This window comes from Sphingobium sp. D43FB (assembly GCF_002312805.1).
In the GTDB taxonomy this organism is placed as follows: Bacteria; Pseudomonadota; Alphaproteobacteria; order Sphingomonadales; family Sphingomonadaceae; genus Sphingobium.
The window spans coordinates 1-23,411 of the sequence record NZ_NMUA01000036.1 but is presented as its reverse complement, the minus strand read 5'-3'; the positions used below and the strand labels follow the sequence as shown (position 1 = coordinate 23,411).

General features: G+C 60.4%; 23 protein-coding genes and 1 pseudogene. 8 read left to right on the top strand and 16 right to left on the bottom strand.

What is annotated here, in order from left to right; translation table 11 throughout:
* Positions 1 to 192: 192 nt before the first annotated feature.
* Genes SxD43FB_RS20240 through SxD43FB_RS20235 form a run of 3 tightly spaced genes read right to left on the bottom strand, consistent with a single transcriptional unit; the run spans position 193 to position 1,500 of the window.
* The gene (locus tag SxD43FB_RS20240) at positions 193 to 681 is read right to left on the bottom strand and encodes a hypothetical protein (protein WP_096063712.1); all 489 of its coding nucleotides are present in this window, start codon (positions 679 to 681) and stop codon (positions 193 to 195) included.
* A 31-nt stretch (positions 682 to 712) separates the two neighbouring features.
* A complete protein-coding gene (locus SxD43FB_RS26070; RefSeq protein ID WP_255245826.1) occupies positions 713 to 910 on the bottom strand; it encodes a DUF4198 domain-containing protein in 198 nt (65 codons plus the stop codon).
* Positions 859 to 1,500: a DUF4198 domain-containing protein gene (locus SxD43FB_RS20235; protein WP_255245825.1), complete on the bottom strand. Its 642-nt coding sequence runs from the start codon at positions 1,498 to 1,500 to the stop codon at positions 859 to 861. The genes SxD43FB_RS26070 and SxD43FB_RS20235 overlap by 52 nt, the downstream gene beginning before the upstream one ends.
* Positions 1,501 to 1,631: 131 nt before the next feature.
* Here SxD43FB_RS20235 and SxD43FB_RS20230 point away from each other — a divergent pair, with 131 nt between their 5' ends.
* Both SxD43FB_RS20230 and SxD43FB_RS20225 read left to right on the top strand, forming a co-directional pair.
* Positions 1,632 to 3,713, top strand: a complete 2,082-nt coding sequence (locus tag SxD43FB_RS20230; RefSeq protein WP_096063711.1) for a TonB-dependent receptor — start codon at positions 1,632 to 1,634, stop codon at positions 3,711 to 3,713.
* Positions 3,714 to 3,717: 4 nt separating this feature from the next.
* Positions 3,718 to 4,476: an energy transducer TonB gene (locus SxD43FB_RS20225; protein ID WP_096063710.1), complete on the top strand. Its 759-nt coding sequence runs from the start codon at positions 3,718 to 3,720 to the stop codon at positions 4,474 to 4,476.
* A gap of 217 nt (positions 4,477 to 4,693) precedes the next feature.
* On the opposite strand, the gene SxD43FB_RS20220 is transcribed toward SxD43FB_RS20225, so the two are convergent.
* Both SxD43FB_RS20220 and SxD43FB_RS20215 read right to left on the bottom strand, forming a co-directional pair.
* Positions 4,694 to 6,133, bottom strand: a complete 1,440-nt coding sequence (locus SxD43FB_RS20220) for an IS1182 family transposase (RefSeq protein ID WP_096063709.1) — start codon at positions 6,131 to 6,133, stop codon at positions 4,694 to 4,696.
* A gap of 242 nt (positions 6,134 to 6,375) precedes the next feature.
* Positions 6,376 to 7,155, bottom strand: a complete 780-nt coding sequence (locus tag SxD43FB_RS20215; protein ID WP_096063716.1) for a class I SAM-dependent methyltransferase — start codon at positions 7,153 to 7,155, stop codon at positions 6,376 to 6,378.
* 87 nt (positions 7,156 to 7,242) lie between these two features.
* Between SxD43FB_RS20215 and SxD43FB_RS20210 the strand changes: the two genes are divergently transcribed.
* Positions 7,243 to 7,674 carry an Rrf2 family transcriptional regulator gene (locus SxD43FB_RS20210; RefSeq protein ID WP_096063715.1) on the top strand — a complete coding sequence of 144 codons (432 nt, stop codon included), beginning with the start codon at positions 7,243 to 7,245 and terminating at the stop codon, positions 7,672 to 7,674.
* 273 nt (positions 7,675 to 7,947) lie between these two features.
* On the opposite strand, the gene SxD43FB_RS20205 is transcribed toward SxD43FB_RS20210, so the two are convergent.
* The 3 genes from SxD43FB_RS20205 to SxD43FB_RS20195 form a co-directional block, all read right to left on the bottom strand.
* On the bottom strand, positions 7,948 to 9,393 hold the full coding sequence (locus tag SxD43FB_RS20205; protein WP_255245824.1) for an MFS transporter: 1,446 nt from the start codon (positions 9,391 to 9,393) through the stop codon (positions 7,948 to 7,950).
* A gap of 359 nt (positions 9,394 to 9,752) precedes the next feature.
* A complete protein-coding gene (locus SxD43FB_RS20200; protein ID WP_096063708.1) occupies positions 9,753 to 10,619 on the bottom strand; it encodes a hypothetical protein in 867 nt (288 codons plus the stop codon).
* 79 nt (positions 10,620 to 10,698) lie between these two features.
* Positions 10,699 to 11,850: a S8 family serine peptidase gene (locus SxD43FB_RS20195; protein ID WP_176482868.1), complete on the bottom strand. Its 1,152-nt coding sequence runs from the start codon at positions 11,848 to 11,850 to the stop codon at positions 10,699 to 10,701.
* A 243-nt stretch (positions 11,851 to 12,093) separates the two neighbouring features.
* Between SxD43FB_RS20195 and SxD43FB_RS20190 the strand changes: the two genes are divergently transcribed.
* Both SxD43FB_RS20190 and SxD43FB_RS20185 read left to right on the top strand, forming a co-directional pair.
* Positions 12,094 to 12,582, top strand: coding sequence for an RNA polymerase sigma factor (locus tag SxD43FB_RS20190; RefSeq protein ID WP_096063713.1), 489 nt, complete (start codon positions 12,094 to 12,096; stop codon positions 12,580 to 12,582).
* Positions 12,579 to 13,271 carry an anti-sigma factor gene (locus SxD43FB_RS20185; protein ID WP_096063706.1) on the top strand — a complete coding sequence of 231 codons (693 nt, stop codon included), beginning with the start codon at positions 12,579 to 12,581 and terminating at the stop codon, positions 13,269 to 13,271. The genes SxD43FB_RS20190 and SxD43FB_RS20185 overlap by 4 nt, the downstream gene beginning before the upstream one ends.
* Before the next feature lie 72 nt (positions 13,272 to 13,343).
* Here the strand turns inward: SxD43FB_RS20185 and SxD43FB_RS20180 are convergent, their stop codons facing one another.
* From SxD43FB_RS20180 to bcsS, 5 genes are read right to left on the bottom strand one after another with little or no spacing between them, the layout of a single operon-like run.
* Entirely contained in the window at positions 13,344 to 13,607 is a 264-nt protein-coding gene (locus SxD43FB_RS20180; protein ID WP_096063705.1) for an Hpt domain-containing protein, read from the bottom strand.
* Between the two features lie 5 nt (positions 13,608 to 13,612).
* Entirely contained in the window at positions 13,613 to 13,975 is a 363-nt protein-coding gene (locus tag SxD43FB_RS20175) for a response regulator (protein WP_096063704.1), read from the bottom strand.
* On the bottom strand, positions 13,972 to 16,455 hold the full coding sequence (locus tag SxD43FB_RS20170; RefSeq protein ID WP_176482867.1) for a CHASE3 domain-containing protein: 2,484 nt from the start codon (positions 16,453 to 16,455) through the stop codon (positions 13,972 to 13,974). The genes SxD43FB_RS20175 and SxD43FB_RS20170 overlap by 4 nt, the downstream gene beginning before the upstream one ends.
* Positions 16,452 to 17,327: a glycoside hydrolase family 16 protein gene (locus tag SxD43FB_RS20165; protein WP_255245827.1), complete on the bottom strand. Its 876-nt coding sequence runs from the start codon at positions 17,325 to 17,327 to the stop codon at positions 16,452 to 16,454. The genes SxD43FB_RS20170 and SxD43FB_RS20165 overlap by 4 nt, the downstream gene beginning before the upstream one ends.
* Positions 17,328 to 17,342: 15 nt before the next feature.
* Positions 17,343 to 18,026 (bottom strand): cellulose biosynthesis protein BcsS, encoded by a 684-nt coding sequence (bcsS, locus tag SxD43FB_RS20160; protein WP_176482866.1) that lies wholly within the window; start codon positions 18,024 to 18,026, stop codon positions 17,343 to 17,345.
* A gap of 205 nt (positions 18,027 to 18,231) precedes the next feature.
* Between bcsS and SxD43FB_RS20155 the strand changes: the two genes are divergently transcribed.
* From SxD43FB_RS20155 to SxD43FB_RS20145, 3 genes are read left to right on the top strand one after another with little or no spacing between them, the layout of a single operon-like run.
* Positions 18,232 to 19,455, top strand: coding sequence for a SpoIIE family protein phosphatase (locus tag SxD43FB_RS20155; protein ID WP_096063700.1), 1,224 nt, complete (start codon positions 18,232 to 18,234; stop codon positions 19,453 to 19,455).
* Positions 19,452 to 19,787 carry an STAS domain-containing protein gene (locus SxD43FB_RS20150; RefSeq protein WP_069064209.1) on the top strand — a complete coding sequence of 112 codons (336 nt, stop codon included), beginning with the start codon at positions 19,452 to 19,454 and terminating at the stop codon, positions 19,785 to 19,787. The genes SxD43FB_RS20155 and SxD43FB_RS20150 overlap by 4 nt, the downstream gene beginning before the upstream one ends.
* On the top strand, positions 19,780 to 20,220 hold the full coding sequence (locus SxD43FB_RS20145; RefSeq protein ID WP_176482865.1) for an ATP-binding protein: 441 nt from the start codon (positions 19,780 to 19,782) through the stop codon (positions 20,218 to 20,220). Before SxD43FB_RS20150 ends, SxD43FB_RS20145 begins: the two co-directional genes overlap by 8 nt.
* Here the strand turns inward: SxD43FB_RS20145 and SxD43FB_RS25380 are convergent.
* From SxD43FB_RS25380 to SxD43FB_RS20130, 3 genes and pseudogenes are all read right to left on the bottom strand, one after another.
* On the bottom strand, positions 20,153 to 20,455 hold the full coding sequence (locus SxD43FB_RS25380; RefSeq protein ID WP_176482864.1) for an SPOR domain-containing protein: 303 nt from the start codon (positions 20,453 to 20,455) through the stop codon (positions 20,153 to 20,155). The genes SxD43FB_RS20145 and SxD43FB_RS25380 overlap by 68 nt on opposite strands.
* 197 nt (positions 20,456 to 20,652) lie before the next feature.
* A complete protein-coding gene (locus SxD43FB_RS20135; protein ID WP_096063697.1) occupies positions 20,653 to 22,461 on the bottom strand; it encodes a cellulose synthase catalytic subunit in 1,809 nt (602 codons plus the stop codon).
* Between the two features lie 703 nt (positions 22,462 to 23,164).
* Positions 23,165 to 23,411, bottom strand: a pseudogene (locus SxD43FB_RS20130) (IS110 family transposase); the annotation flags it as partial.

Sequence of the window (23,411 nt, the reverse complement as noted above, 5' to 3'; positions counted from 1 at the left end):
GACGAAAATGGGAAGATATCGACGATATGGGCGGATGCGTCTTGCCCCTCGATCAAGCCCTCGACCACATCGCTGAAAACAGCATCTTCTGGACCTGGACCTGACCAAAAACGTACAAAGTCGAGCTTAAGGGGATGGGGTGCCGACCGGAGTTGAGAGCACCCCTTTGCCGGGCACGGCTACCAGCAGCGATTATTGGGCGGCCTTCTCCCTAGCGACAAGCTGGCGCGCGGCAGTCGCTGCGGCGTCGGTGGCGGTCACGATGCCGTCCTTGTCATTATCCTGCTCGGCAAAGGCGCGCGCGCCCGACAGGTCATATTCGGCCTGGGCCATCTTGCCGTCCTTGTCCTTGTCCAGGACGCCAAAGCGGACGTGAGTCTGCCGGATCTGGCGCTGCCGCTCTTCCGTCTTCTTCTCTTCGTTGCGGTCGGACGCGGCAAGTTGCTGTTCCAACCGCGCGCTATATTCCTGCACATATTCGTTTTCCGACACCCAACCGTCACCATTGGTGTCGGTCGCCTTGAAACGGGCGATGCGGCCGATGTCGAATTCGGCGCGGCTGACCTGGCCGTCATGATCGGCGTCATAGTCGTGGATGAAAGCCGATCCCTCATGCGGCGCGGCCATAGCGGTGCCGGCGAGCGTCAATAGGGCTGCGGTCAGGGTAAGCTGGAATTTCATATAATCTCCATCGGATATAGGAACGCAGCGTTCAGGCCGCGTCGAAGGTCAGGGTGTAGGTGTAGCTGCGATAGGGGGTTTCCGACCCGGCTGGCGCGACGCCGCGATGGCGCACCAGGATCAGATAGGTGCCCGCATCGTCGGGCTTCAGGGTGAAGCGACCATCGGTGCCGCTCTTTACCTGCGCCGCCACCTTGCGCCCGTCATAGAGGCCGGCGCTGCGAAACATCGTAATGTCGGCATGGCGAGCGGCTGGCCGTCGAACAGCAGCGCGAAGCGAACGTCCGATCCCGCGACGATGCCGTTGGGATGAGTGATCGCCTGGATTTCCAATGCCTTGCCCAGGGGCTTGAGCGCCGTTTCGGTCGGCTGGCCGCGCGTCACATAAGCGTCGGCCAGGGTCATGCTCTGCACCTCGACCTGCTCGGCATTGGCAGGCGGTTCGGCGCCTTCGCCGCGCATGGCCCATATGTCGCCTTGCCTGAACATCTTACCCTTCCGCCCGGCACGCTGGCCGCTTGTCACGCGATAGGTGCCGTCGGCGGGAATCGCTGCTTCGAAGACGCTGAGGTCGCGCAAATGGGTGACCGGCCCGGTCGGCAGGTCTTTGCCGTCCGGGCCGACCAGATGGAAAGGCGCGTCGCGCATCGCGACTTCGGGCAGGAAGGCGTCTTCGGCAAAGGCCGACTGGACGGTGATATGGTCACCTTTGCCCACATCGAACAGGGTCGGCAGCACATAGGGCATATGCGCCTGCGTGGTGGAAGCGCCCAAGAGGGTTAGCAGCAGGGCGATGGAACGGGTGGGTGATGTCTTCATGATGTCCCCTTTCTGTATCAGCCGTTAATCCTAATGCGACTCACTTGCAATATCATATTAAGCTGATAGGTGCGTCGTCGTTCGGGGCAATCCACGCCCGATCCAATTTACCGACAATGGGGGCCGCACATATGATGAAGACCAAACTGACGATGCTGTTGGGAACCGCGCTGATCGTTACACCGACGCAGGCATGGGCGCAGGATGATGCCGACGCCCAGGAAACCACGCGATTGGCGCTCGACCGCATAGTCATCTCCGCCGGCACCGAAAAGGTCGCGATCGACACGCCGCAGGCGGTCAGCACGCTGGAACAGGACGATATCGACCAGGTCCAGGCAACCACCGTCGGCGACCTACTGGAGGGGATGCCGGGCGTCAACGTCCAGGGCGGCGTGGGCCAGCTTGGCCAGGGCTTTAACATTCGTGGCATGGGCACGGCGATCGGCGACAGCGACAATCGCATCCTGCTGACGGTCGATGGCGTCACCAAATTCTACGAACAATATCGCATGGGCGCGCTGTTCACCGAGCCTGAACTCTACAAGCGGATCGAAGTGCTGCGCGGCCCGGCCTCCTCGACGCTCTATGGCGCCGGCGCGCTGGCGGGCGTGGTCAATTTCACGACCAAGGATGCATCCGATTTTCTGGACGATGGCGATCCACTGGCGGTGCGGTTTAAAGCGGCGACTGAGACCAATGCGCAGGCGCACACCCTGTCGGGTATCGTCGCGGTGCAGCCGACCGAGGGTGTCGAGCTGCTGGGCAGCTACAACTACCGGCGCACCGACGATTATAAGAGCGGCAATGGCGATACCGTCGCGGCCTCCGCCACCTTGTCCGACAGCTGGCTGGTCAAGGGCCGGGTCGCGATCGGTGGCAATAAGAAGCACGCGATCTGGGCCAGCTATCAGGACTGGATCAGCGACGCGCCGCAGGTTTATGACCAGATTTCCGCCGCCACCGGCGCCGCGCTGATGCGCCGCCGCGTTCACGACAAGACCGCCGTGCTGGGCTATGTGAACGATTTCGACGGCAGCAAGATCTTCAATGTCGAGGCGCAGGTCGCCTATTCGCTGTCGAAGGTGCATCAAACCGAGACGACCTTCCTCGGCCCGCTCGCCTATTCCGACTTCTCCTATGAAAGCTGGCAGGCCAAGGTCCAGAACACCAGCGAGTTCGCCATGGGCGGCGACTGGACGACCTTCCTGATCCTGGGCGGCCAGTGGAGCGAGCAGAAGCGGCGCAACCCGCGCGTGGCGCTGAACGGCACGGTAACGCCGGGCGCGGGCACCCATCCCGAAGGCGATATGAGCCGCTATGGCCTGTTCGGCCAGTTGGAGATCGTCTGGTCCGACAAGCTGACGATCATGCCCGGCGTCCGCATCGACTGGACCGACCTGACGCCCGGCGACACGGTGGTCGGCGGCACGACGCTGACCGACAAGGTCAAGGATAGCGGCGTATCGCCCAAGCTGGCCGCGCTGTATAATTTTACGCCCTGGTTCGGCCTGTTCGGTTCGGTCGCGCGCACCGTGCGGATGCCCAATATCGATGAAATCTTCACCCGTTCGGCCACTCGTCCCAACAATCCCGATCTGAAACCCGAAAAGTCAGACAATGTCGAAGTCGGCTTCACTTTCTCCTTCGATGACATGCTGGGCAAGGGCGATCGCTTCCGCGCCAAGACCACCCTGTTCCAGAATGATGTCAAGGATCTGATCGTCAATGTCACCGCCGCGGCGGGCACGCCCTATTTCCAGAATATCAACCGATCGCGCTTCAAGGGGCTGGAGGTCGAGGCCGAATATGGCATGGGCGGCTTCTTCGCACGCGGCAATGCTTCCTTCATCGATGGCAAGAACCGGCTGACGGGGGATTATCTCAATACCATTCCGGCCAACGACTATCGCCTGACATTGGGCTATGCCGATGCGGCGAGCGGCCTGTCGGGCGGCTGGACTGGCGAGTTTGCGGAGCGGCAGGACAAGGTGACGACCGGCGCCTTCGCTTCGGCCGGATCGGGCCTGCCGACACCGGGCTACACCGTCCATAATTTGTTCTTCGCCTTCAAGCCCCAGAACGGCGCGGCCAGGGGATTCGAATTCCGCATCGCCATGGATAACGTCTTCGACAAACAATATCGCCGCCATCTTTCCTCGCTCGCCGCGGAAGGACAGAGCTTCAAGTTCACCGTGGCGAACACATTCTGACGCCATGGCACAGGCAGCGCATCCTTTCCGCATCGGCGGGCCGACGGCGGCATCGTTGCTGGTCAACGGGCTGTTGATCGCAGCGCTGCTTAACCTTGGCATGGGGCCTGTCAGCCGCCGGAGCGAATCGCCGGCGCTGACAGTCCTGTCGCTCGCCCAACTCAAGGGCGTGGAGCAGGGCGAGGAAGACGCGGAAACAGCGACGCGCAGCACGCCTGCCGCCGTTCAGCCCCCCACGACCAAACAACCGCCCGCACTGCAACTGCCCGCGGTGACCGCTGTCACGCCCCCGGTCATGGCGGTGCCATCGCGTCTTTCCCTTTCCATGCCTATGTCGGTAGCCGCACCGGCAGCTAATCCCTCCACAGCGCCATCGCCGCCCGCTTTGCAAACCACGACTGCCGCCGCCTCGGCTGCGGCCCTGACCCGCCGCGGCGCCGCGGATGGCCTGGACGTAAAAGCGCCGCCCGGCACCAGCCGCAGCTATGCCGCCAAGGTCCGATCCTGGCTATACGCCCATAAAATCTATCCCCGCCGGGCCCGGATGCGACGGGAGGAGGGGCGGGTGCAGGTTCGCTTCGTCATCGACCGCACCGGCATGTTGCTGGAGGGTGCGATCGTCCAGGGATCGGGCAATACCGTGCTGGACGATGAGGCCGAAGCGATGCTGCGTCGCGCCTCCCCCTATCCTGGCGCACCGGCCGAACTACCGGGCGAGCGCATCGAGTTCACTGCGCCAATCATATTCACCCTGCCAGCATAGCGACGACTTTGATCTTGCGCTGCGCGATCGGCGTAGATTTCATACCCGCTCCATCTTGGGCTTGCGGGCGGCCTCGGCAGCCAAAGGCCTTAAACGATTGACAAAATGGGGGCAGGAAAGAACGACCCAGGCCGTGTGAAAACGCTGGAGCGGTGGTTTTGAGAAGGGAGTTCATTTCACAAAACCGCATTGCCGCGAGTTGAGCGCAGCCTTTCCTTTAGGTCGCGATGGCTTTGAGGATTGCCTTACTCCCCATGATGTTGAGCACCCTGGTCAAGTTGTAAGCGAGAACATGGAGCGCCATCTCGGTTGAGACGCGCGGTTTTGTCCTTGTGAGGAAGTGCGTGTAGCCCATTCGGGCCTTCAGGGTGGCAAAGGGATGTTCGACCGTCTGGCGTCGTATGCGCATAGCGTCAGGATTTGCATCCAGTCGGTGCTGCATCGCTTCGATAACCTCTTCATGCTCCCATCGGGAGACACGACGCTGTTTGCTCGGCGTGCATTGCGCCTTCATCGAGCAGTTCGCACAGACACTTGCCCAATAACGCTTTAGTGTCAGTCCTCCTTCTTCGCGAGTGAACCGATAGCTGAGAGTTTCGCCCGCCGGGCAGCGATAGGCATCTTGTTCGGGGAGATAAATGAAGTCTTGTTTCCCAAACCGCCCAGCCATCTTGGCTTCAGAGGTCATCGGCCTTGGCATTGTGACGGTCACACCGGCCTGTTCACTTGCCAGTATTTCCACGCCAGAGAAGTAGCCGCGATCAACAACGACATCGAGCTGGTCCGCCTCGAGCACGGCCTTCGCTTTCATCGACATGCGGGTCAGCTGGGCGCGATCGTTGCCAATATTCGTCACATCATGCGTGACAATAATATGGTGCTCTGTATCGACGGCTATCTGAACATTGTAGCCGACCATCCCGGTTCCGCGGCCGCTTGTGGCCATTGATCGGGCGTCAGGATCAGTCAATGAGACTTGCTGATCCGGTTCAGCCAGCATCTGCGCCTCCAGTCCGTCGAGACGAGTCATCTCTTCCTCGAGCCTGGCGATCCTCTCTTTCAGGCGGGTCGTTTTTGCTGCCAGCACATCTGTTGGTTCATGTCGATCAGCTGTATCGAGCTGTGCAAGATAGCGTGCAACGCTCTCCTCGATCTGTTCACGGCGCCGCGCCAGCTTGGCCTTGGTGAAGTTGCGATCGCGATTATTGACGGCTTTGAACTTGCTGCCGTCGATTGCGACGCTTCCACTCGCGAGCAGCCCCATCTCCCGGCACAGCAACACGAAACGGCTGCAGGCCTGGCGGATTGCGCTGCCATTGTCGCGACGGAAATCCGAAATCGTCTTGTGGTCCGGCACGAGCCGTCCCACCAGCCACATCAGCTCGACATTGCGATCGGCTTCGCGCTCCAGGCGGCGGCTCGACTGTACCCGGTTCAAATATCCGTAGATGTAGAGCTTGAGCAAAACCGACGGATGATAGGATGGCCGACCCGTGGCTGCAGGCTCCACGCCCTCAAATCCCAGTCCCAACAGATCGAGCGCGTCGACAAAGGCATCAATCACTCGGACCGGATTATCTTCCCCGATCCAGTCATCTACGCAGGGCGGAAATAGTGTGGTTTGTTTGCGATCAGCACCAGAAATGAAGCGACCCATATGATCCCCCAAAACGTTGGATCACCATACCACATCTGACGCGTTTTCACACAGTCTGGACCCTTATACGACATTCAGGACCGGATTTGCTTTTCCCGACTGCGGATGGTCCGGTTTCCGACGGCTGTCGACAACCCGAGCCGTTTCCTGACCCACGCCAGAATGGCTGCTATTGCCGACATTCGCCATCCCCGCTTCGGGGCAGCATATTGCCGCTGGCCACTAAGCACAAATGGTCTGGTTCACCGTCGGGCCACCGCGATAAGCGCGGTCGAAGGGATAGGAAGGATCGCGCGATCGCTCGCCATAGCCCGTACTTCGGCGATGACCGCGACTTTCTCCACATCACTCAAACTGGTCCAGTCAGGCGACATGCCGAACAGGGTATCGGGGTCGACAAGTAGGGTCATATCCAGCGGATAGTCGTAGGTGACCTCTTCGATTCGTGGATCGCGATAGCCGGCAAGGGCCAGCTCGTTCGCGAAATCAGCCGGATCGCTCAACGCCTTGACCGCGTCCGGCATAGTCATGCCCTCACGATCGGGAAACAGCTTGCGACGGATCTGGCCGAGCAACAGGAAGGTCGCGGCGCCCCGGTCCTGCCAGGTTGCGACAACGCCCGTCCCGCCGATGCGTGTCACCCTTGCCATCTCGGCAAGGCCCTTACGCCAGTCGGGAAAGATGATGACGCCGAAGATCGAGAACACCGCATCGAAACTGCCATCGTCCAGCGCCAGCGCCTGTCCATCCATCACCCGCGTCTCGACATTGGGCATGTTCGCTGCCGCAATGCGCGCCACCATACCGGGCGAAAAGTCCGTCGCGAGCACTTTCGCACCGCTTCGTGCGGCAGTCAGCGCCAGCGCGCCAGTGCCGGCAGCGACATCAAGGACGCGGCTCTCCGGTGTCAACGGAACGCGTGCCAGCGCCGCCTCGGCATAGCGCATGGTGAAAGGGTGCGCCGTCTTCTCATAATGCTGGGCGGCTGTGTCCCAATGGTCGGGGTTCTCGAATTCCGGCATGACGAACACTCCACGATTCATGTAACAACATATGTATCGTGATGGGATGTGCTTGCCAATCCCCTCGCGTCCGGGAAAGATCATGCCGTGCGTAATGACAGCCGCCTTTCAAGAATGCTCCACGTTCTGCTCCACATGGCACGTCACGATGGCCCTATGACGTCCGAGGCCATCGCGCGGATGCTCGGGACGAACCCCGTCGTCGTTCGCCGCACAATGGCGGGCCTGCGCGATGCAGGATATGTCAGGTCCGAAAAGGGGCATGGCGGTGGCTGGGCGATCTCTGCGGATCTGGAGACGGTTTCGCTGCTCGATGTCCACCGCGCGGTAGGTGGCCCCCGCATATTCGCCATCGGTAGTGAACATAGCAATCCGGACTGCGCGGTCGAAAAGGCCGTCAACGCTGCGGTAGAAGATGCGCTCCGAGAAGCAGAAGCGCTCTTGGTCGCACGCTTGGGGGCTGTCACTCTCGGCGAACTGGCGCGAGGGTTCGCAGTGCATTGTGGTCGGGCTGACTAGCGTCGCTCCCAGATGAAGGCCTGATCCTTTGACTACATAGCGCGGGCAGCAGGCGAGCAGACCCGGTCGCTCACATCGGCACCGTTGAGCATCGGATCTAGCCGAAAGCTGGCGATTGCGGTGTATGCAGCGGACAGTCAACAAGTTGCCGCCGTTCGCCATCCCTTAACCCGATCGCTAACGTGCTCAGTCACTCTGGCGGTGGTGAATCGGCCTCGTTGGGTGGGAATTTAATTGGCGGGAAGTAACTGGAAGGAGCGGACGAGTGTCACGCTACTCCGCTTCCAGCACGCGAAGGCTGCGCCCCCGCGTTTCGCGCCCGAACCAGGCGATCATCCCGGCAGACACCGCCGTCGGAACCATTAACGCCAGCGCCGCGCCCACCAGCGTCGGTGCAAAGCCCGCGAGGGCCGCAACCTGCACCGCCACTCCGCCGAACTTGCTGCTCCCTGCCACCAGCCCTGTGGCTCGCCCCCGGGTGCCGAGGGGATAGTTTTCCGCCGTGTAGGGCATCAGCACCGCGATCGTCCCGTTGGTGCCGACGATCAGCATCGCGATGACTGAGATCAGCACCGGCTCCCAACTTAGTACCGATGGGGGCAGCATCGCGCCAATAAGACCTGCAAAAGTTAGGCCGACTGTGCCGACCAGCGTCCACTTACTGCTACGGCGCGCATAAAACAGCGCGGCCAGTAAGACGGTGGGGAACGCGAGCAGCGATGATTTTGCGAAAATTCCGCTCGCCACTTCGGCGCTATAGCCGCGGGTCTGCAAGTCCGACGGCAGCCACAGCAGCAGCCCAAAATTGACGAAACTCCAGCACACCGCAGTCATGACTAGCGCGGCGGTGAGGCGGTGATGTTGGGAGCTTGTGGGGGTATCGGCAGGAGCCTCGAGAGGCCGCAGCTTGGGCGCGAGGCCGAAGCGCTGCTGCATCTGCGCGAGTTCGGTCACGCGACCGCGTTCGGCCAGGAAGCGCGGCGTTTCAGGAATGAATCGGGCCAAGGCGAGCAACAGCAATCCGCTTGGAAAACCTTGGAGCCAAAGCGCGCGCCACCCATAGACCGGCTCCAGCACATAGGCCGCCCCGCTAGCGGCGAGATAGCCTCCGACCAACCCCATCCCGCCGACCAGCACCAGCACCCAGCTTCGATGGCGCGGCGGCATCACTTCGGCCAGCAGCGTGTAGATCACAGGTAGCATCCCGCCTGCCGATATGCCCATGAGAAAGCACATGACCAGGTTCCAAACGAAGGCTGGCATCGCCCCGCAGATGGCAGTCGAGACGAACAGGATGGTCGAAAGCAGGATCGAAACGCGACGACCATAGATGTCCGCCAGCCACCCCCAGAGGAACGAGCCGACGGTGGTACCAGTCAGCGCGACCAGAGGCAGCAGCGCGACCTGCGAGCGCGCAATGCCGTATTCGGCAGCCATACCGGGCAGTACGAAGCCGAGCGTCGCAGGCTTCATTACGTCGATAATCAGGCCCAGCGTCAGCACCAACAAGGTTGCCGCGTGCCAGCGGCCGAGCGGAGTTGTGTCCGGAGCCTCGTAATTGGTCCCGACATGATCGCCATGACCGCCTCGCACCTTTGGTAATGCACCAAAACAAGCGAGCGGGACGCCTATCAGTATGAGGACCATGCCCAGCCCCATGCTGGCGTCCATCGGCATTCCTTTGAGGTGGTTGCCCATGCTGTGCGCCATCGCCAGCATTGGTAGATGTAGCAGCACACCTATACTGATCGCGGCACAACCCGCCCAGAAATAGGGCGCGCGGTCTCCAACGATCGATGTGCTTCCCGATGCTCTCCCCATTGACTTCGAATAGGCGGAAGTCTCGACACGGACAAGCCAACAAAGTACCGCAGACTTTGTCCGGTGTCGCAATAGATGCGCCGTTCAGCCTTAAAATCACGTTCCCCGACAACGGACGCTCGGCCTGCTTCTTTGCCGTAAGATTCGGCTGTATGGCAATTTCCCGATTGCACCGCATCGCTGAGGCGACAGTCCTTCTCAAAAATAGAGGCGCGCTCCGAGCCTGGTGCGCGCCTCAGTCTTATCCTGGAGGTTTTTTACTTGCTCGACTGTGCCTCGCGGCTGCCTGTGCTCCCAGCGGCGGGTTGAGCGGCAGCGGTCTTTTCCTGCTGCTTGGCTTTCTTTTTCACTTTGGATTTGCCCATGCCGGAGATGAGCGCATCGCCGCTCCCGGAAAAGTTTGCCGCGGGAAGCGTGGCGGTACGATTGCCGACATCGACCAACACCTGTTGAACGACACCCGTGCCGCTGGCGCGGACATCCTGAACGGTGCCGATCACGCGGCCACGTGTGTCCCGCACTCCCATGCCCGGTTCGATGGCGAACATGCTCGCGGCGTTCGCGGCACCCGATCCGGCAAGCTCCAACTGGCCAAGTCCGCCCTGCGCCGAACCTGTGCCGTTCGCGCTACCTGAGGCGGCGCCCGCCGAGTCCGCAACTTCGGAGACGGCATTTCTTGTGCCATTCGCGGCACCGCGGGCCGCACCTGCGGCCTGGCTCGCCGTGCCGCGAACCGTGCCCACCGCTTGCCCCTTGGTATCGCGGACAAAATTGGTGCCGATGGACTGAACATCGGCACTGCCGCCAGCCGTCGCCGAGGCGCTGCCGCTGACAGCGCCCGACACGGTCTTGTCGATGATGCTAGCGTTTCCGGCTGCCGAACCATTGGCGCTGCGGTCGGCCCGTGTATCTACCTTAGCCGATCCGGTACGGCGATCCACGCTGGGGTCGATGCGAGTTTCGCCCATGTCGCTTCCCATGCCGCCAAGCGAACCGGTGACGCCGCCGATCGTACCGCCCAAACTGCCGCCGAGGCCGCCACTCCCTCCCAGAAGCTGCGGCGATGCGGGTGCCGCTATGGACATGGCAACAAGGATGCTGGTGGTTGTCAGAGAGCTCTTCATGTCAAATCTCCCAAATGCACTGCGGTCGGGAGGACAACGCAGGCCAGTCGGAATTTAATCCCGGCCAATCCGAAAAACTTCAGGGTGTTCGGCATGCGCCACAAATCAGGCCACGACCGTAGACGTTATCCGTGCCTTTGGCACCAAGATCGCGCGCTTCCGTATTGAGCGCCTTGATCGCCGCAGCGCGGCGCGCAGGGACAGGTGCCGTATAATGCTGTGCAAGCCGCGCCGCGACCAGAGGCGAGGCAAAGGAAGTGCCCCGTACACGGACAGTCTTTCCGCCTGGTGCGGCAGCCAGCATATCGGCTCCGGGCGCAGCATAATCGAGATGCAGGGCGCGGCTGGCCTCAGGCAAAGCGCGCCCTCTTCTGTCGACGCCGGTGACCGCAATCACACCCGCATAGGATGCAGGATAAGACGGCGGCGCGGCCGGACCATCATTGCCGACAGCCGCGACGATCATCAGCCCCTTGGCCTGCGCGTTGGCAATCGCCTTGCCGAGCAGGGGATTGGCTGGACCCACCAGACTGATCGTAACCACGGGCACGGCGCGCTGCACGAACCAGCCCAGCGCCCGCGCAATCGCGGTAGCGTTGCCACCTGCCGGATCGCTACCATAGACGTCGGCAACGAGTAGCATTTTGCCCGCCGCTGCGCCGCGTACCATACCCGATCCTATCAGCAGCGATGCGATGGCCGTTCCATGAGGGCTGGCCGAGGGCGCACCCCTGGCAAAGCCCTTTGCCTCGATAGCGCCCGTGATTGCGGGATGGGCGCCGACACCCCCATCGATCATGCCGATGGCCGGTCTGGCGACGGTGCGGCTGGATGCCCGCGCCCCGACTGCCATCTGCTGTGCTGGCATTCCGCTTTGTACATAGAGGTTGTCCGCACTGATATCCGCAGTCGGCAGCAACTTGCGCAAGGATTTTATGGCGTGACCAAGTGTTTGGCCTTTCGGCACAGCGAGGCGTGCGACATCGATGTCGATCCCTTCGATCGTCTCGCAATCCAGCAGCGCAAAGCCTGCCTGACCGGCTGTGGTCACATCCTCCGCGCTGGCGTCCATTACGATCAGCACGCCACTGACGGCCGGATTACGCTGCTCATCGAAGGCGATGCTGCCGCGACTGGTGCGGACGAGTGCTTCCAACCGGTCCAGCCTAATTTCCGTCAGGCGTTGCGTCAGATCACCGACTGGCAGCTTTTCAAGGTCGGTCCGGGGCATGCTGTCCAGCGTGCGCCCTACAATGCCGACTGGCACCACAAGTTGTGCCGCCAGCATCGCGGGAACTGTGCCCGCAACGCACAACAACATATATTTGAGCATGGGGAAAAGCAATTTCATGTCTCCGGCATAGCCTTTGCCTTGCTCAAGGGAAAATATTTATGGTCATGTGTACGTCTTGAGGATGAAACGGCCGGGTTGGTCCGTTTCATCCCCGGTAATCAACGATTGGAAAGCGGCCTGATGGCGTTCGAGCGCGATTTGCTAGCACTGCTCCCAAGGCTGCGGCGCTTTGCGGCAAGCCTGTCCCGCAATCCGGCGGACGGCGACGATCTGTGTCAGGCATCGATCGAGCGCGCGCTCAAATCCCGCGATCATTGGCAGGCGGGAACGAGACTGGATAGCTGGATGTACCGGATCATGCGGAACCTGTGGATCGATGAAGTACGCGCCCGCACACGTCGTGGCCAGACCTTCGTTGCCGAAGAAGCGGGCCTTGCCGTCGGCAATGATGGCGACAAACAGACCGAGATGGCGGTCGAAATCGGCAATGTGGGGCGCGCTATGGAGAAGCTACCCGCTGAGCAGCGCGAGGTGATTGCGCTCGTTCTGGTGGAGGGTTTTGCCTATAAAGAAGCTGCCGAGATCCTCGATATTCCGATCGGAACGCTAACATCGCGCCTGTGCCGGGGACGGGATGCCCTCATGGTTCATCTGGGAGAAGCCGCGTGAAGATCGACCGCGAAATGCTGATGGCTTATGCCGATGGCGAACTTGATTCTATGAGTGCGAAGCGTGTGGAAAGAGCGATGGCGGCGCAGCCAGAGCTTGCCGAACAGGTCGCGGCGCACCGCGCTTTGCGGACGACGCTGGCCAATCACTTTGCCCCCGTGATCGACGCGCCCTTGCCCGAAAGGCTAACGACCCCGCTGGATGAAACTGTCGTGCGGCTCAGGGGAGCGCCCCAACGGCTATTCTTTTTCCAGGTAAAGAGCCTCGCAGCTCTAGCGGCTGCGCTGGTGATCGGGCTGTTGCTTGGGCAGACGATACCTTTTGGCGGTTCTGCACCGGTGGGGAACCAGGAGGGCAGGCTGGTGGCGCAGGGTGATCTGGTCAGGGCATTAGACACGCAACTGGCCTCCACGCAATCCGGCGATGCCGCGACGCGGATCGGCCTGACCTTTAGGGATCGGGAGGGGCAGGTCTGCCGGACGTTTGACGGGGCCGCACTCTCCGGGATCGCATGCCACGTTGCAGGGACATGGCACCTCAAGCGCACCAGCGCTCGCGAGGAGCAGGAGACGCCAGCCTATCGTCAAGCCGGCAGCGCGTACATGATGGAGGCCGCGCAACGCATGATGGCCGGGGATCCGATGGACGCCGATGCGGAACGCAAAGCGATGGATAGCGACTGGGAATGAATGACGTCAGCTCACACCGTCGAGATCGATCCTACGACGCGATTGGCACATCTGCCTTTTGCCTCGCCATCATCAATTGTCGCTGGTAATCTTCCTTAACACACCCAGGAAGGCGAGGCGCGCGGCGGCTATCTGATCGCCGCGCAGCAGCGCGTCTTCCAGATGGGCGGCGGCTATACCCAATTCTTTCAAGCCGACCGTTCCTGCCATTCCTGCGGCGCGATGCGCCATATGCTGCAGATCCCGATCCAAGATCTCGTTTGCCTCAATCATTGCCAGTTCGGCGCGGCATCGCGCGATGAAGCGCGCGCGCAGATGCGCCAGGCGATCATCCATTTCAGTCACAGGAATTGCCGCGCTTCGGCTGCCAGCGTCATCGGGTCGAATGGCTTTGCCAGTACGCCCGCCGCACCCAGCGCCAGCAGGGTGGCAATGTCACGCTGGGAACTGCGTGCGGTGATAAAGACGATCGGAATGTCGCGCGTTTCGGCTTGGTTCCGTAAAGCGTGCAGCGTCGCAGGGCCATCCATGCCCGGCATCATGAAGTCCAGCAGGATGAGCGCCGGTTGCCAGGATGCAGCAAGCGCCACGGCATCTTTGCCTGACGCGCATAGCCGCACCTCCACTTCAGGGTCCAGGCTCAGCGCGATGTCGGCAATCTCACGAATATCGTCGTCATCATCGACATAGAGGATGGATATCATCGCTCGGCCTCTCCATCGGTTTGCTGCCACAGATGATGGACCGTTCCTACCAACCGCTCAATGGGCGTCCGTGACTTAGTCAGATAGGCCTCCACCGAGGCCGCGACATCTGGGTCGGCATCTTGAGCGGAGAAGATAATGACCGGGATTGGGATGCCGCCGGACACTCGTAGGTTAGGCAACAGGTCAAGCCCGGATCCATCGGCCAGGCCTAGGTCCAATATGGCCAAATCGAACGCACGGTCGGACAAGGCGACTCGCGCGGCCTGGACGCTGGTCACAGACGTCAGGTTAACCTGTCCTTCCAAAGCTGTCGCAACCACCCGCAGCACATCAGGATCATCGTCAACATGCAGGACATCTGGCTGGCCTGCATGTTCCCGTTGGGTTATCGTTTGACGGACAGCGGTAACAAGCTGGTCCAGCGGCACGGGCTTTTGCAGCCAATCGACGATACGTAATGCTTCCGCCTCAATCCCACCGTGACGGCTATCAGCCGAAATCATCAGTATAGGTATGTTCTCCATCCCCGGCTGCCTGCGCAGATTGCGAACCAGTCCGATGCCCCCCCCACTGGGCAGGTTGGAATCGACCAGAACTACTCTGTAGCGGCGGGTCCGTGCCTGATCCATCGCATCAGTCGTGCTATGAACGATATCGCAAGCCAAGCCAGTAGCCTCTAACGCCTTTGCCATCTGTGCAGCCAGTTCAAGGTCACGTTCGCAGATCAATAGCCGGTCCACCGGACCTTCTGCTTCTTCCGGCCGCGCCGCAGGTAGGTCAATGTGAAACTGCGACCCCTTCCCCAATTCGGAATCGAAACTGATTTCGCCGCCCAGTTTGGTGACGATTTCCCGGACGATACTAAGCCCCAGACCAGTGCCGCCTTTTTGTCGTGTGTCGGATGAATCGGCCTGTGCGAACCGATTGAAGATGCGCGACCGAAACGCCTCGTCGATACCTGGTCCCCGGTCGCAGATGCTGATCCTGTGCCGGTTCTTGTCTGACCGGGTTATGATATCGACCGTCTCGCCCGGTGGCGAAAATTTGGCGGCGTTGGAAATAAGGTTGGCTAACACCTGCATTAGCCGGTCGGCGTCGGCCCACAAATAGGCATTGATCGGCACTGGGCCAAGATTGAGCGACACCTTGAACCGGTCCGCATAACCCCGATTCTGCTCGACTGCCTGCTGCAGGATCGCACCCAGATCAACATAGCTGTTATTGAACGTCATCTGGTCTGAATCGATCTTTTCGATATCCAGAATGTCGTTGATCAGGCGAACCAGCCGCTCGGCGTTATCATGGGCTATTGTGATCAGCCGCTGCGCGCGATCGGGCATCACACCGCCAGCACCGCCGACGAGCAGTCCCAGCGACCCCGCGATAGACGTCAACGGCGTCCGCAATTCATGGCTGACACTGGCGACGAATTCCGCCTTCAGCCGTTCAACGCGCTTGCGTTCGCTGATGTCGCGCGCCACCACCACATAATGGATACCATCGGCCAGCAAGACAGCTGTGACCGCAACATCGCACGGGAAAACGGTACCATCTTCGCGGCGGCCCGGTATTTCCTGAAGATAGCCAGGCTCGCCTTCCACCAGCCGCATATTACGCAGATAGGTGGCGACTTGGCCGCGCGGCGGTGGATCGGCGAACAACATGCCGACGTCGCGCCGCAGCAATTCATCGGCCGTGTAGCCATATATACGGCTCGCTGCCTTGTTGACTCCTTCTATACTTCCGCTGGGGTTAAGGATCAAAATGGCGTCCATTGCACCGTCGAGAATGGCCTCGCGTCGCCGCGAAAGATCGTCCAGCCGCGCGAGCGCGGCAGCGCGGGCGCGAAAGGCTCGGAAAATGATCAGTCCACTGATGCACAGTAAGGTGGTCAGCAGGCCCAGCAGCACGAAACTTTGCAGGCGCAATTTGGATTGGGCTTCATCGGATTCTTTCGAGAGGATAGCCAGGCGCCCCTCCTCCGCCCGTCGCAACTGTCCAATTTCAGCGCGGATGCCATCCATCAATCGTTTGCCGTCGCCACCGATCACGATTGCTTGCGCGCCGACGAAATCATTATTTTGACGTAGGGCGATCGTGCGGGCGGAAAAGGCCAGTTTCTGCCGGGTTAGATCACGCAGCCGCCTCATGTCGCTTCCAACTGCCGCTGGTGTCTGTAACTTCTCCACCTGCGCCAGCGTTGTGTCCATCTGTTGGCGGGCCTTCAGATAGGGATCGAGAAAGCTGGGATCGCCGGAGAGGAGATAGCCACGCTGCCCGGTTTCGATATCCTGATGTTCTGACAAAATGATCTGCAACATGGCGCGGCGCTGATAAGATAGGTCAACAACGCGCCTTAATTCTTTGGCATCATTTGCCTGCACCACCATCATGGCCGCTACAAAAAAGATGATGATCGGAATGCTGATCGCTGCAATAATCGCGACAAGGCGACGCCACTGAAGGAAACGTATCATTCTGGCATTCCTTGATAGACCCGGACATAGTCTATTTCCAACATAGCAGGCAGGGCTGTTTCGTCGATGCCCTGCGCACCGCCCCATAGCCCGCCGATGGCCAGATTAAGGATTAGGAACATCGGCCGATCGAACTGCACGCCCAGTTCTGCCGGGTGGACGGTAAGCGTAGGCCTGTCATCCACCCCGAACCGGATGAGATCGTGGGTCCAGTGTAATTGGTAGCGGTGAAATTGCGTGCAGGCGTCCGCGATTGCGGTGGTGGCTGTGGGGTGATCCCCGCGCCGAAAATTGCGTTCCGGAGTCTGGATTGAATGATGCACTACCCCGGCATCGATCCCGACATGCTCGGCAATGTCGATTTCGCCACCATGCCAGCGGCCACTTTCCTGCGCGGGCAGAAGCCAGATGGCTGGCCATGTACCGCGTCCGCACGGCATGCGCGCACGTATTTCAAAAAAGCCGTAAGTCCAGCTTTGCTTCCCGCGCGTGATCAGTCGACCAGAAGTATAGGCCTGACCGCCCCACTCGGAAAAGGCCGCGCGATCCAGCGTCTCGGCATGGGCTTGGATGATCAGCGCACCCTTCGTTACCCGCACATTGCGGGGGCGACGGCGCGCATAATATTGCGCTTCGCCATTATACCAGCCCTTGCGATTGCGGTGCGTGTCATAGGCCCAACGACGCGGATCGGGTTCGACACCGCTATCGAACTCGTCGGCCCATGTCAGTTGATAGTGGGGCGGCACGGTCAAAGCCGCCGATGGCGCAGGCGATGGTCCGTCACGCATGGCTACGGAAGGCGCGGGAACGCAGCCCGTCAGGAGCAATGGCCCGACCCAGCGCGCAGCGCTCCCATGACGGTGCAGCACCAAGCCACCAGCAGCCTAAAAGACGCGGCTGACGCCTAGCGACGCATAGGGTCTCGCGTTCCGCCCCGCCTGTTCGCTCGCGCCTGCGGAAACCTGCCCTTCCCATCCGCCACCCAACGGCGTGGCGACATGGGCACCCAGACTGGCGCGCGTGTAGGTCGGATCGCCCTGTACTATGCTCTCTACACCGACACGCGTTCCGCTGCTGGCGCTTACCAGGCGGGTCAGTCGCAACTGCGCGATGTATGATTCGTTGCGGACGCCCCACGAACCGAACCATCCCATCCGCCATTGATTGCCCAGCGCACCGTCTGTCTGCAATCCTGCGTCGAACCGGGTGCCGCGCAGTTTGTTACCCCGATCATTCGGATCCAGCTCGGTATCTGTAATGCGCGGCCCGGCGGATATATTTGCCCAGCCCCAATCGCCCGACATTTGATAGACCAGCGCGATCTCTGCACCGATGTAGGTGGCTTCGATCCGCTCGCTGGTGCGATAGCGATAGGTGCCACCATTGACGCCTGCCCGAACCGCCAGCCCGTTACCCAAGGAGTCGCCGGGTAGTGCTATCAGCCCACCCACATAGCCGCCTGCGCCATCCCCCGCCCCGCCACCGGCATATAATACGCCACGATCCTGGGCGTCGGCGGGGGCCATGCACGACAGCAGTGCCAGGCCGCATAAAAAGGATCGCGTCATTAAATAAAGGCTCCGAATGCGCACAGGACATCTGGCTTTCATCGATGATCATAACGACAAGGCGTGAACGCGCGACAGCTTATTTTTGCTTAAGCATCGATTAGGCGTGTTTCTCACAAGATCAACCGATTGAAGGCTTTTTTCCTGTTATGGTTTGCCAGCTAAGGTAAGGTTGGCCGCCGTGGCAGAGAGGGAGGCGACAAGGATGATATCGTCGGGATCCCGGCATAGCGAACGACCGCTCAACGTGCTGCTGGTCGATGATGATGACCTGTTCCTGGAATATTTGACCTGGGAATTGGAAACGCTCAACTGCACCGCTCAGTGCGCGATGGATGCGGAACAGGCGCTAACCCTACTCCAGGACAATGTTTTCGACATGGTCGTCACCGACTGGCAGATGCCAGGGATGGATGGCATAGCGCTGGTAGAGCGCATCCGCGCGCTGCATGGCCGTGATCGCTTCCTGCACGTGGTCATGACCACCGCCAGGGGTGATGGCCATACTATCCGCCACGCCCTGAATGCGGGCGTTGACGATTTTCTGTTCAAGCCTCTCGACCGCATCCAACTGGAACTGGCGATGGCATCGGCCCGGCGCAACGTTGCAATACATTACCGCTTGCAGCGTCGTAATCACCATCTGGCCGCTGCCAACGCCCGCACGCGGGAAGCCTATCGACGGGTCCAGGCAGATCTCGATGCCGCAGCAGCGCTCCACCGGCGGCTTTTGCCCGATCAAGACAGCCATGGCCCCTTGCAGGTGGCATGGACCTATCGGCCGGCCCAGCATATCAGCGGGGATACGATCGGCCTCATCCCTTTACGCAACGGCGCGCATCTTTTCTTCCTGGCCGATGTCCAGGGCCACGGCGTGCCCGCTGCACTAGCATCCTTTCATATCCATCACCGGCTCTCGCAACTCGCGCCCGATACGCCAGCCGCATTGTCGCAAGCGATCAGTGACCTCAATCGCGAAATTGAGGGGCAGCAATCGGAAAGCTATGCCACGCTGATATGTGGTCTGCTCTTTCCGCAAAGCGGCGAGGGCTGGATCATCTGCGCAGGCCATCTCCCTCCATTCATCATGCATCTGGACGACGTTGCGCCAATGGTGCTCGAAGGGGCATTTCCGCTTGGCTGGTTCCCTGACGCCAATTTCGATCCCATGCCGTTCCAACTGCCACCTGGTGACCGCCTCATTCTGTATTCCGATGGTGTGACCGAATGTTGTGACGCACAAGGCACGATGTTGGAACAGTCGGGCTTGCGTGTCCTGCTCGCCGCCGCCAAATCCTATCCGATCGACCAGATGGTGCAGCAGATCGATGCAGCGTTGCGGACGAGGCACGGTCCAGCGGGCTTAGAAGATGATATCTCGCTACTCGCGCTGGAAATATCCACGAACCAAATGCAGGGAACGGCATGACCATCATCACACTCGACGGCGACCTGGCAATCATCAAAGTGACAGCCGCCCGACTGGACGCTGCCGCCGGCCCCGCTTTCAAGGCCGATATCCAGGCGCAGCTAAATGGACGGGCCAAAAGGGTGTTACTGGACATGGGCGACGTCAGCTTCATGGACAGTACAGGACTGGGCGTGCTGGTCTCACTCCTCAAGATGCTGGGAAAGGATGGAGCGCTGGCGGTGGCAGGGGCTCAGCCATCGGTGCGGCGTCTGTTCGAACTAACCCGGCTGGACACCGTATTCAGCCTGACGGACAACGTGGACTCTGCCAGGGCCGTGCTCGGTGACTGACCCTGATATCGTCGAAATTCCGGCGCGGCTGGGCGCGGTGGCGCAGCTTGCTGACTATCTTAAAGCCAGTTGTGCCGCTGCCGAGGTAGCGCCCCAGGCCGCGATCGACCTGGAATTGGCGCTGGTCGAAGCGGCCAATAATATCATCCTACACGGCTATGCCGGGCGCAGCGACGGAACGATCCGGCTGGCGGTGCGCCAAGGGCATGGAGTTGTGGAACTGGACCTGACCGACCTTGGCATTCCTATGGAGGATGGGCAGATGACGATGTGTCGCACCTTTTCGCTGGAGGCAGAAAGCGGGCGCGGTATCCAGATAATCCAGTCCTGTATCGACGTGATCGACTATCATCGCAATGCGGGCGTCAACTGCCTGTCTTTGAAGAAGTTTTTTGATCCTTCCACACCAACCGGCAATCCCGTTCCTGGCTGACCAGTCGCTGGCAAAGCGGCGCTGCATCTGGCACCGCCAATGGTCCCAGTTGCAGGCGATAGAGCGAGCGGAACGGTTCAATCCGCACGCCAATGTCGGCCGGGTCACCCAGTTCGCGCAGAACCTGCCGCCCCTCGCGCGCCGCGCGGGCCTCGCTTTGGTAGGCACCGATCTGGACATAGGCGCGCTTTGTATCGGAAACTTGCGGTGCAGGGCGGGCTGCCAGCTTGCTCACCGGAGGTATTGGAGCCGGGGATGTTGGGGTACTGGGCGCAACGGGTGATATGGCAGGGGATGAACCGGACCGGGGCGTGCCGCCTGTTTCCCGTTCCAGCGTATCATCTTCGATGTTGACCACCAGCAGGCCACCGGCCGCTAGTACAAGCGCAAAAAGCAGATGACTTCGCCCTTTGCGCAGGCCGTTCCGCCAACTCATGCTTGATGCTCCGGTTGCCACAGCGCTGCGCGGACCATGATGGACATCGCCAGGATATTGTTCAGGCCCCATAGGCCATTGGCGATCAGGCCGCCCAGCGTGTAGCTGCCAATGTCCAGCCGCCAAGCCAGCGTTGCCCAGGCTAAGCCCAGAACGGTCAGGGCCATGATGGCGATCTGCGGCCAGACAAGGTGCAGGAAATTACCATCCTGCCGTTCCTTGGGCGTTACCGGAAATTTGATCTGTTGGTTGCGTAGCACCGCCCACAACGCACGCAGGGAAATAGGGAATGAAGCCAGATAGCTGACCTTCCCCTTATAGCCGGACATGCCCCATGTTCCTGCAAGAAACGCCAGCTCATTGGCAATCAGGAAAGGCAGGGCGTGGCGGAAGAAATCGCCGGTATAGGCGCTGACCGGAGCGACACCCAAGAACAGATACACCAGCGGCGCGAGCAGGAAAATGCAGTTCCACACCGCCCCCAGATAAGACCAGAAAGTGGTCAGATACATCAGCCTTTGTCCCAGCGACATGCCTGGTGCGATGACGGGATTGTCATGGAAGAATATGTCGAGGCTGCCGCCGGCATATTTGAACCGTTGGATGGTCCAGGTCAGCAAATCCTGCGGAGATAGCATCTTTGATTCTACCTGCGGATGCAGCACGGATTTCCAGCGACGATGTTGGTCCTGATGCAGGACGATGGACGTATAAATGTCCTCCGACACATGGAATTTATATGGCGTGAGTTCTTCGGCTTGCGCCGCCTGCCAGCGCGCCAGCGCCTGGATTTGAGCATTGTCGCTGCGTCGGGTCAGGCGTGCCAAGCGCGAACGGGTCTCGCCGCTTGTCTTGGCGACCGCATCGCCATAGGCCTTTAGCGCCACGAACATGATCGCCTCGCGCCGGTGCAGCGATGCCGCGCCACAGCAGAAGGCGGCGTTAAACGCATTGCGCCGCCGCTGGATGATGTCGTAGAATAACGCGGGGTCGTTGGCAAAGGGGTCTTCGCCTACTCGAATTTCGCCAAAGATCCATTCGGTAGCGCTGCCCAGCCATCGTCCCGCGCGTCCCATGCGTCGCGTCATCCATTGGGTCAGGGTCTCGCCTTCGGGTAGATCATAGAACCATTGCGGCGTCTGTACGAACGCTACGTCGGGGTCGCGGAAATAGCCCAGCGTCCGTTCCAGCAAAGTGGGGAACGGCCGGGTATCCGCGTCGCAGATCAGGATGAAGTCACCGCTGGTATGTTCCATGGCGTTGCGCAGATTGCCGGCTTTGAAGCCGACATTGTTGTCGCGTGTAATATACCCAACCGCCTCCTCCTCGGCGATGGCCCGCATGGTCGGGCGGCGTCCATCGTCCAGGACATGGATATGCAGATCGATCGGGTGGGGGTAACGCATCGCCTTAGCATCGCGGATGCTGAGGCGAACCAGTTCTTCGTCTTCATTATAGGTCGCGATGAAGACATCGACGGCCACGGGCCGATCTAGTCCATCGGGATACGTCACGCACTGGTTGATCCCTTCCGGCGGCGGCAGGATAGGGAAATCTTTCACTTTCCAAAGATTGAGCGTGAACAGGATCAGCCCGAAATAGGCGCAGCTTTCTGCCAGCAACAGCGGAACGGCGAACCACAAGGCATCCCAGTTGAGTGATTGCGTCCAGCGCCAGTGGATATACCAAGCCCCCAGCGCCAGGCTGGCAACTCCTAATATTTGCCAGATTTTCTCCCGCACAAGCGAATTGGGCAGCGGGGGAGGAGGGCGGCGATGCTCGAACTGGGTGAAATAAAAAGTCAAATCCGCCCTCTTTTGAAGACCTTTGACGAGAATGTGTCCAAACTGGAATCTCGATCTGCCATCTTGGTATCCTAGATTTTTGTGCCTCGGAAACAAGGATCGAACATGGTTAAAAAATTTATCATTACTTTTCAGCGGTTTGATTAAGTAGGCACAGAATAGCCGCTGCGAGGACACGGGACGCCGGATAGGTTGAAAGATGATCAAGAACGGCTTGCCGCCGACTATATTGTGAACGGACCCGTTTGCTGAGGGCCCACGCTGCTGATGCGACCGGCCTAATCGTCACACGCATAACCAAATTGGGAGACGTATCTGAGCAGCTATTATACCCATTGCCGGCGGCCTAAATCTAATTGGCGGTTCAGGCGGACATATCGACAGCGACTTTCAGTAGCGTAGGACGTACCGCACAGTCATAGAAATGGCGGAAAGGACATATTAAATTCGATCGTGTCCCACAGCGTTCTCTAATCGCCACTGTCAACAGCTGACCTCTTTGCGGTTCGTCACGCGCGCTGGGCTCCAGGGTTCTCTCCGCGGTCGTCGCGCTGGACGCCGCATGTTAGCGTTCAAAGTAGGGTGAATCTAAGTGGTGTGCGCGGTCCGTGCCGCACTCGCGGGAACGATCTCACCCTCGCTAAGCGTCCCAGCGGGACGCGTTCTGTCGCGCTTGAGTTCAGCGTATTGCTTCGGATTTGGATCAGGCCATGGCCGCCTCCCGGAAGATCGTGTTGGTACGCCACATTGCGTGCAATGTTACCGCCAGCTTCCTGGCCAGGGCGACTTTCGCTTTGCGAGGCCCGGTTCGGCCTGCGATCGCCTGTGCCCACTCACGCAGGCGAGGGCCGCCAAGCTTTCGAGACAAGATCGCATTTGCTGCTTCGTACAGGCATTTTCGAGCGAACCTGTCACCGCTTTTCGAGATGCGCCCGTTCCGGCTGATTTCG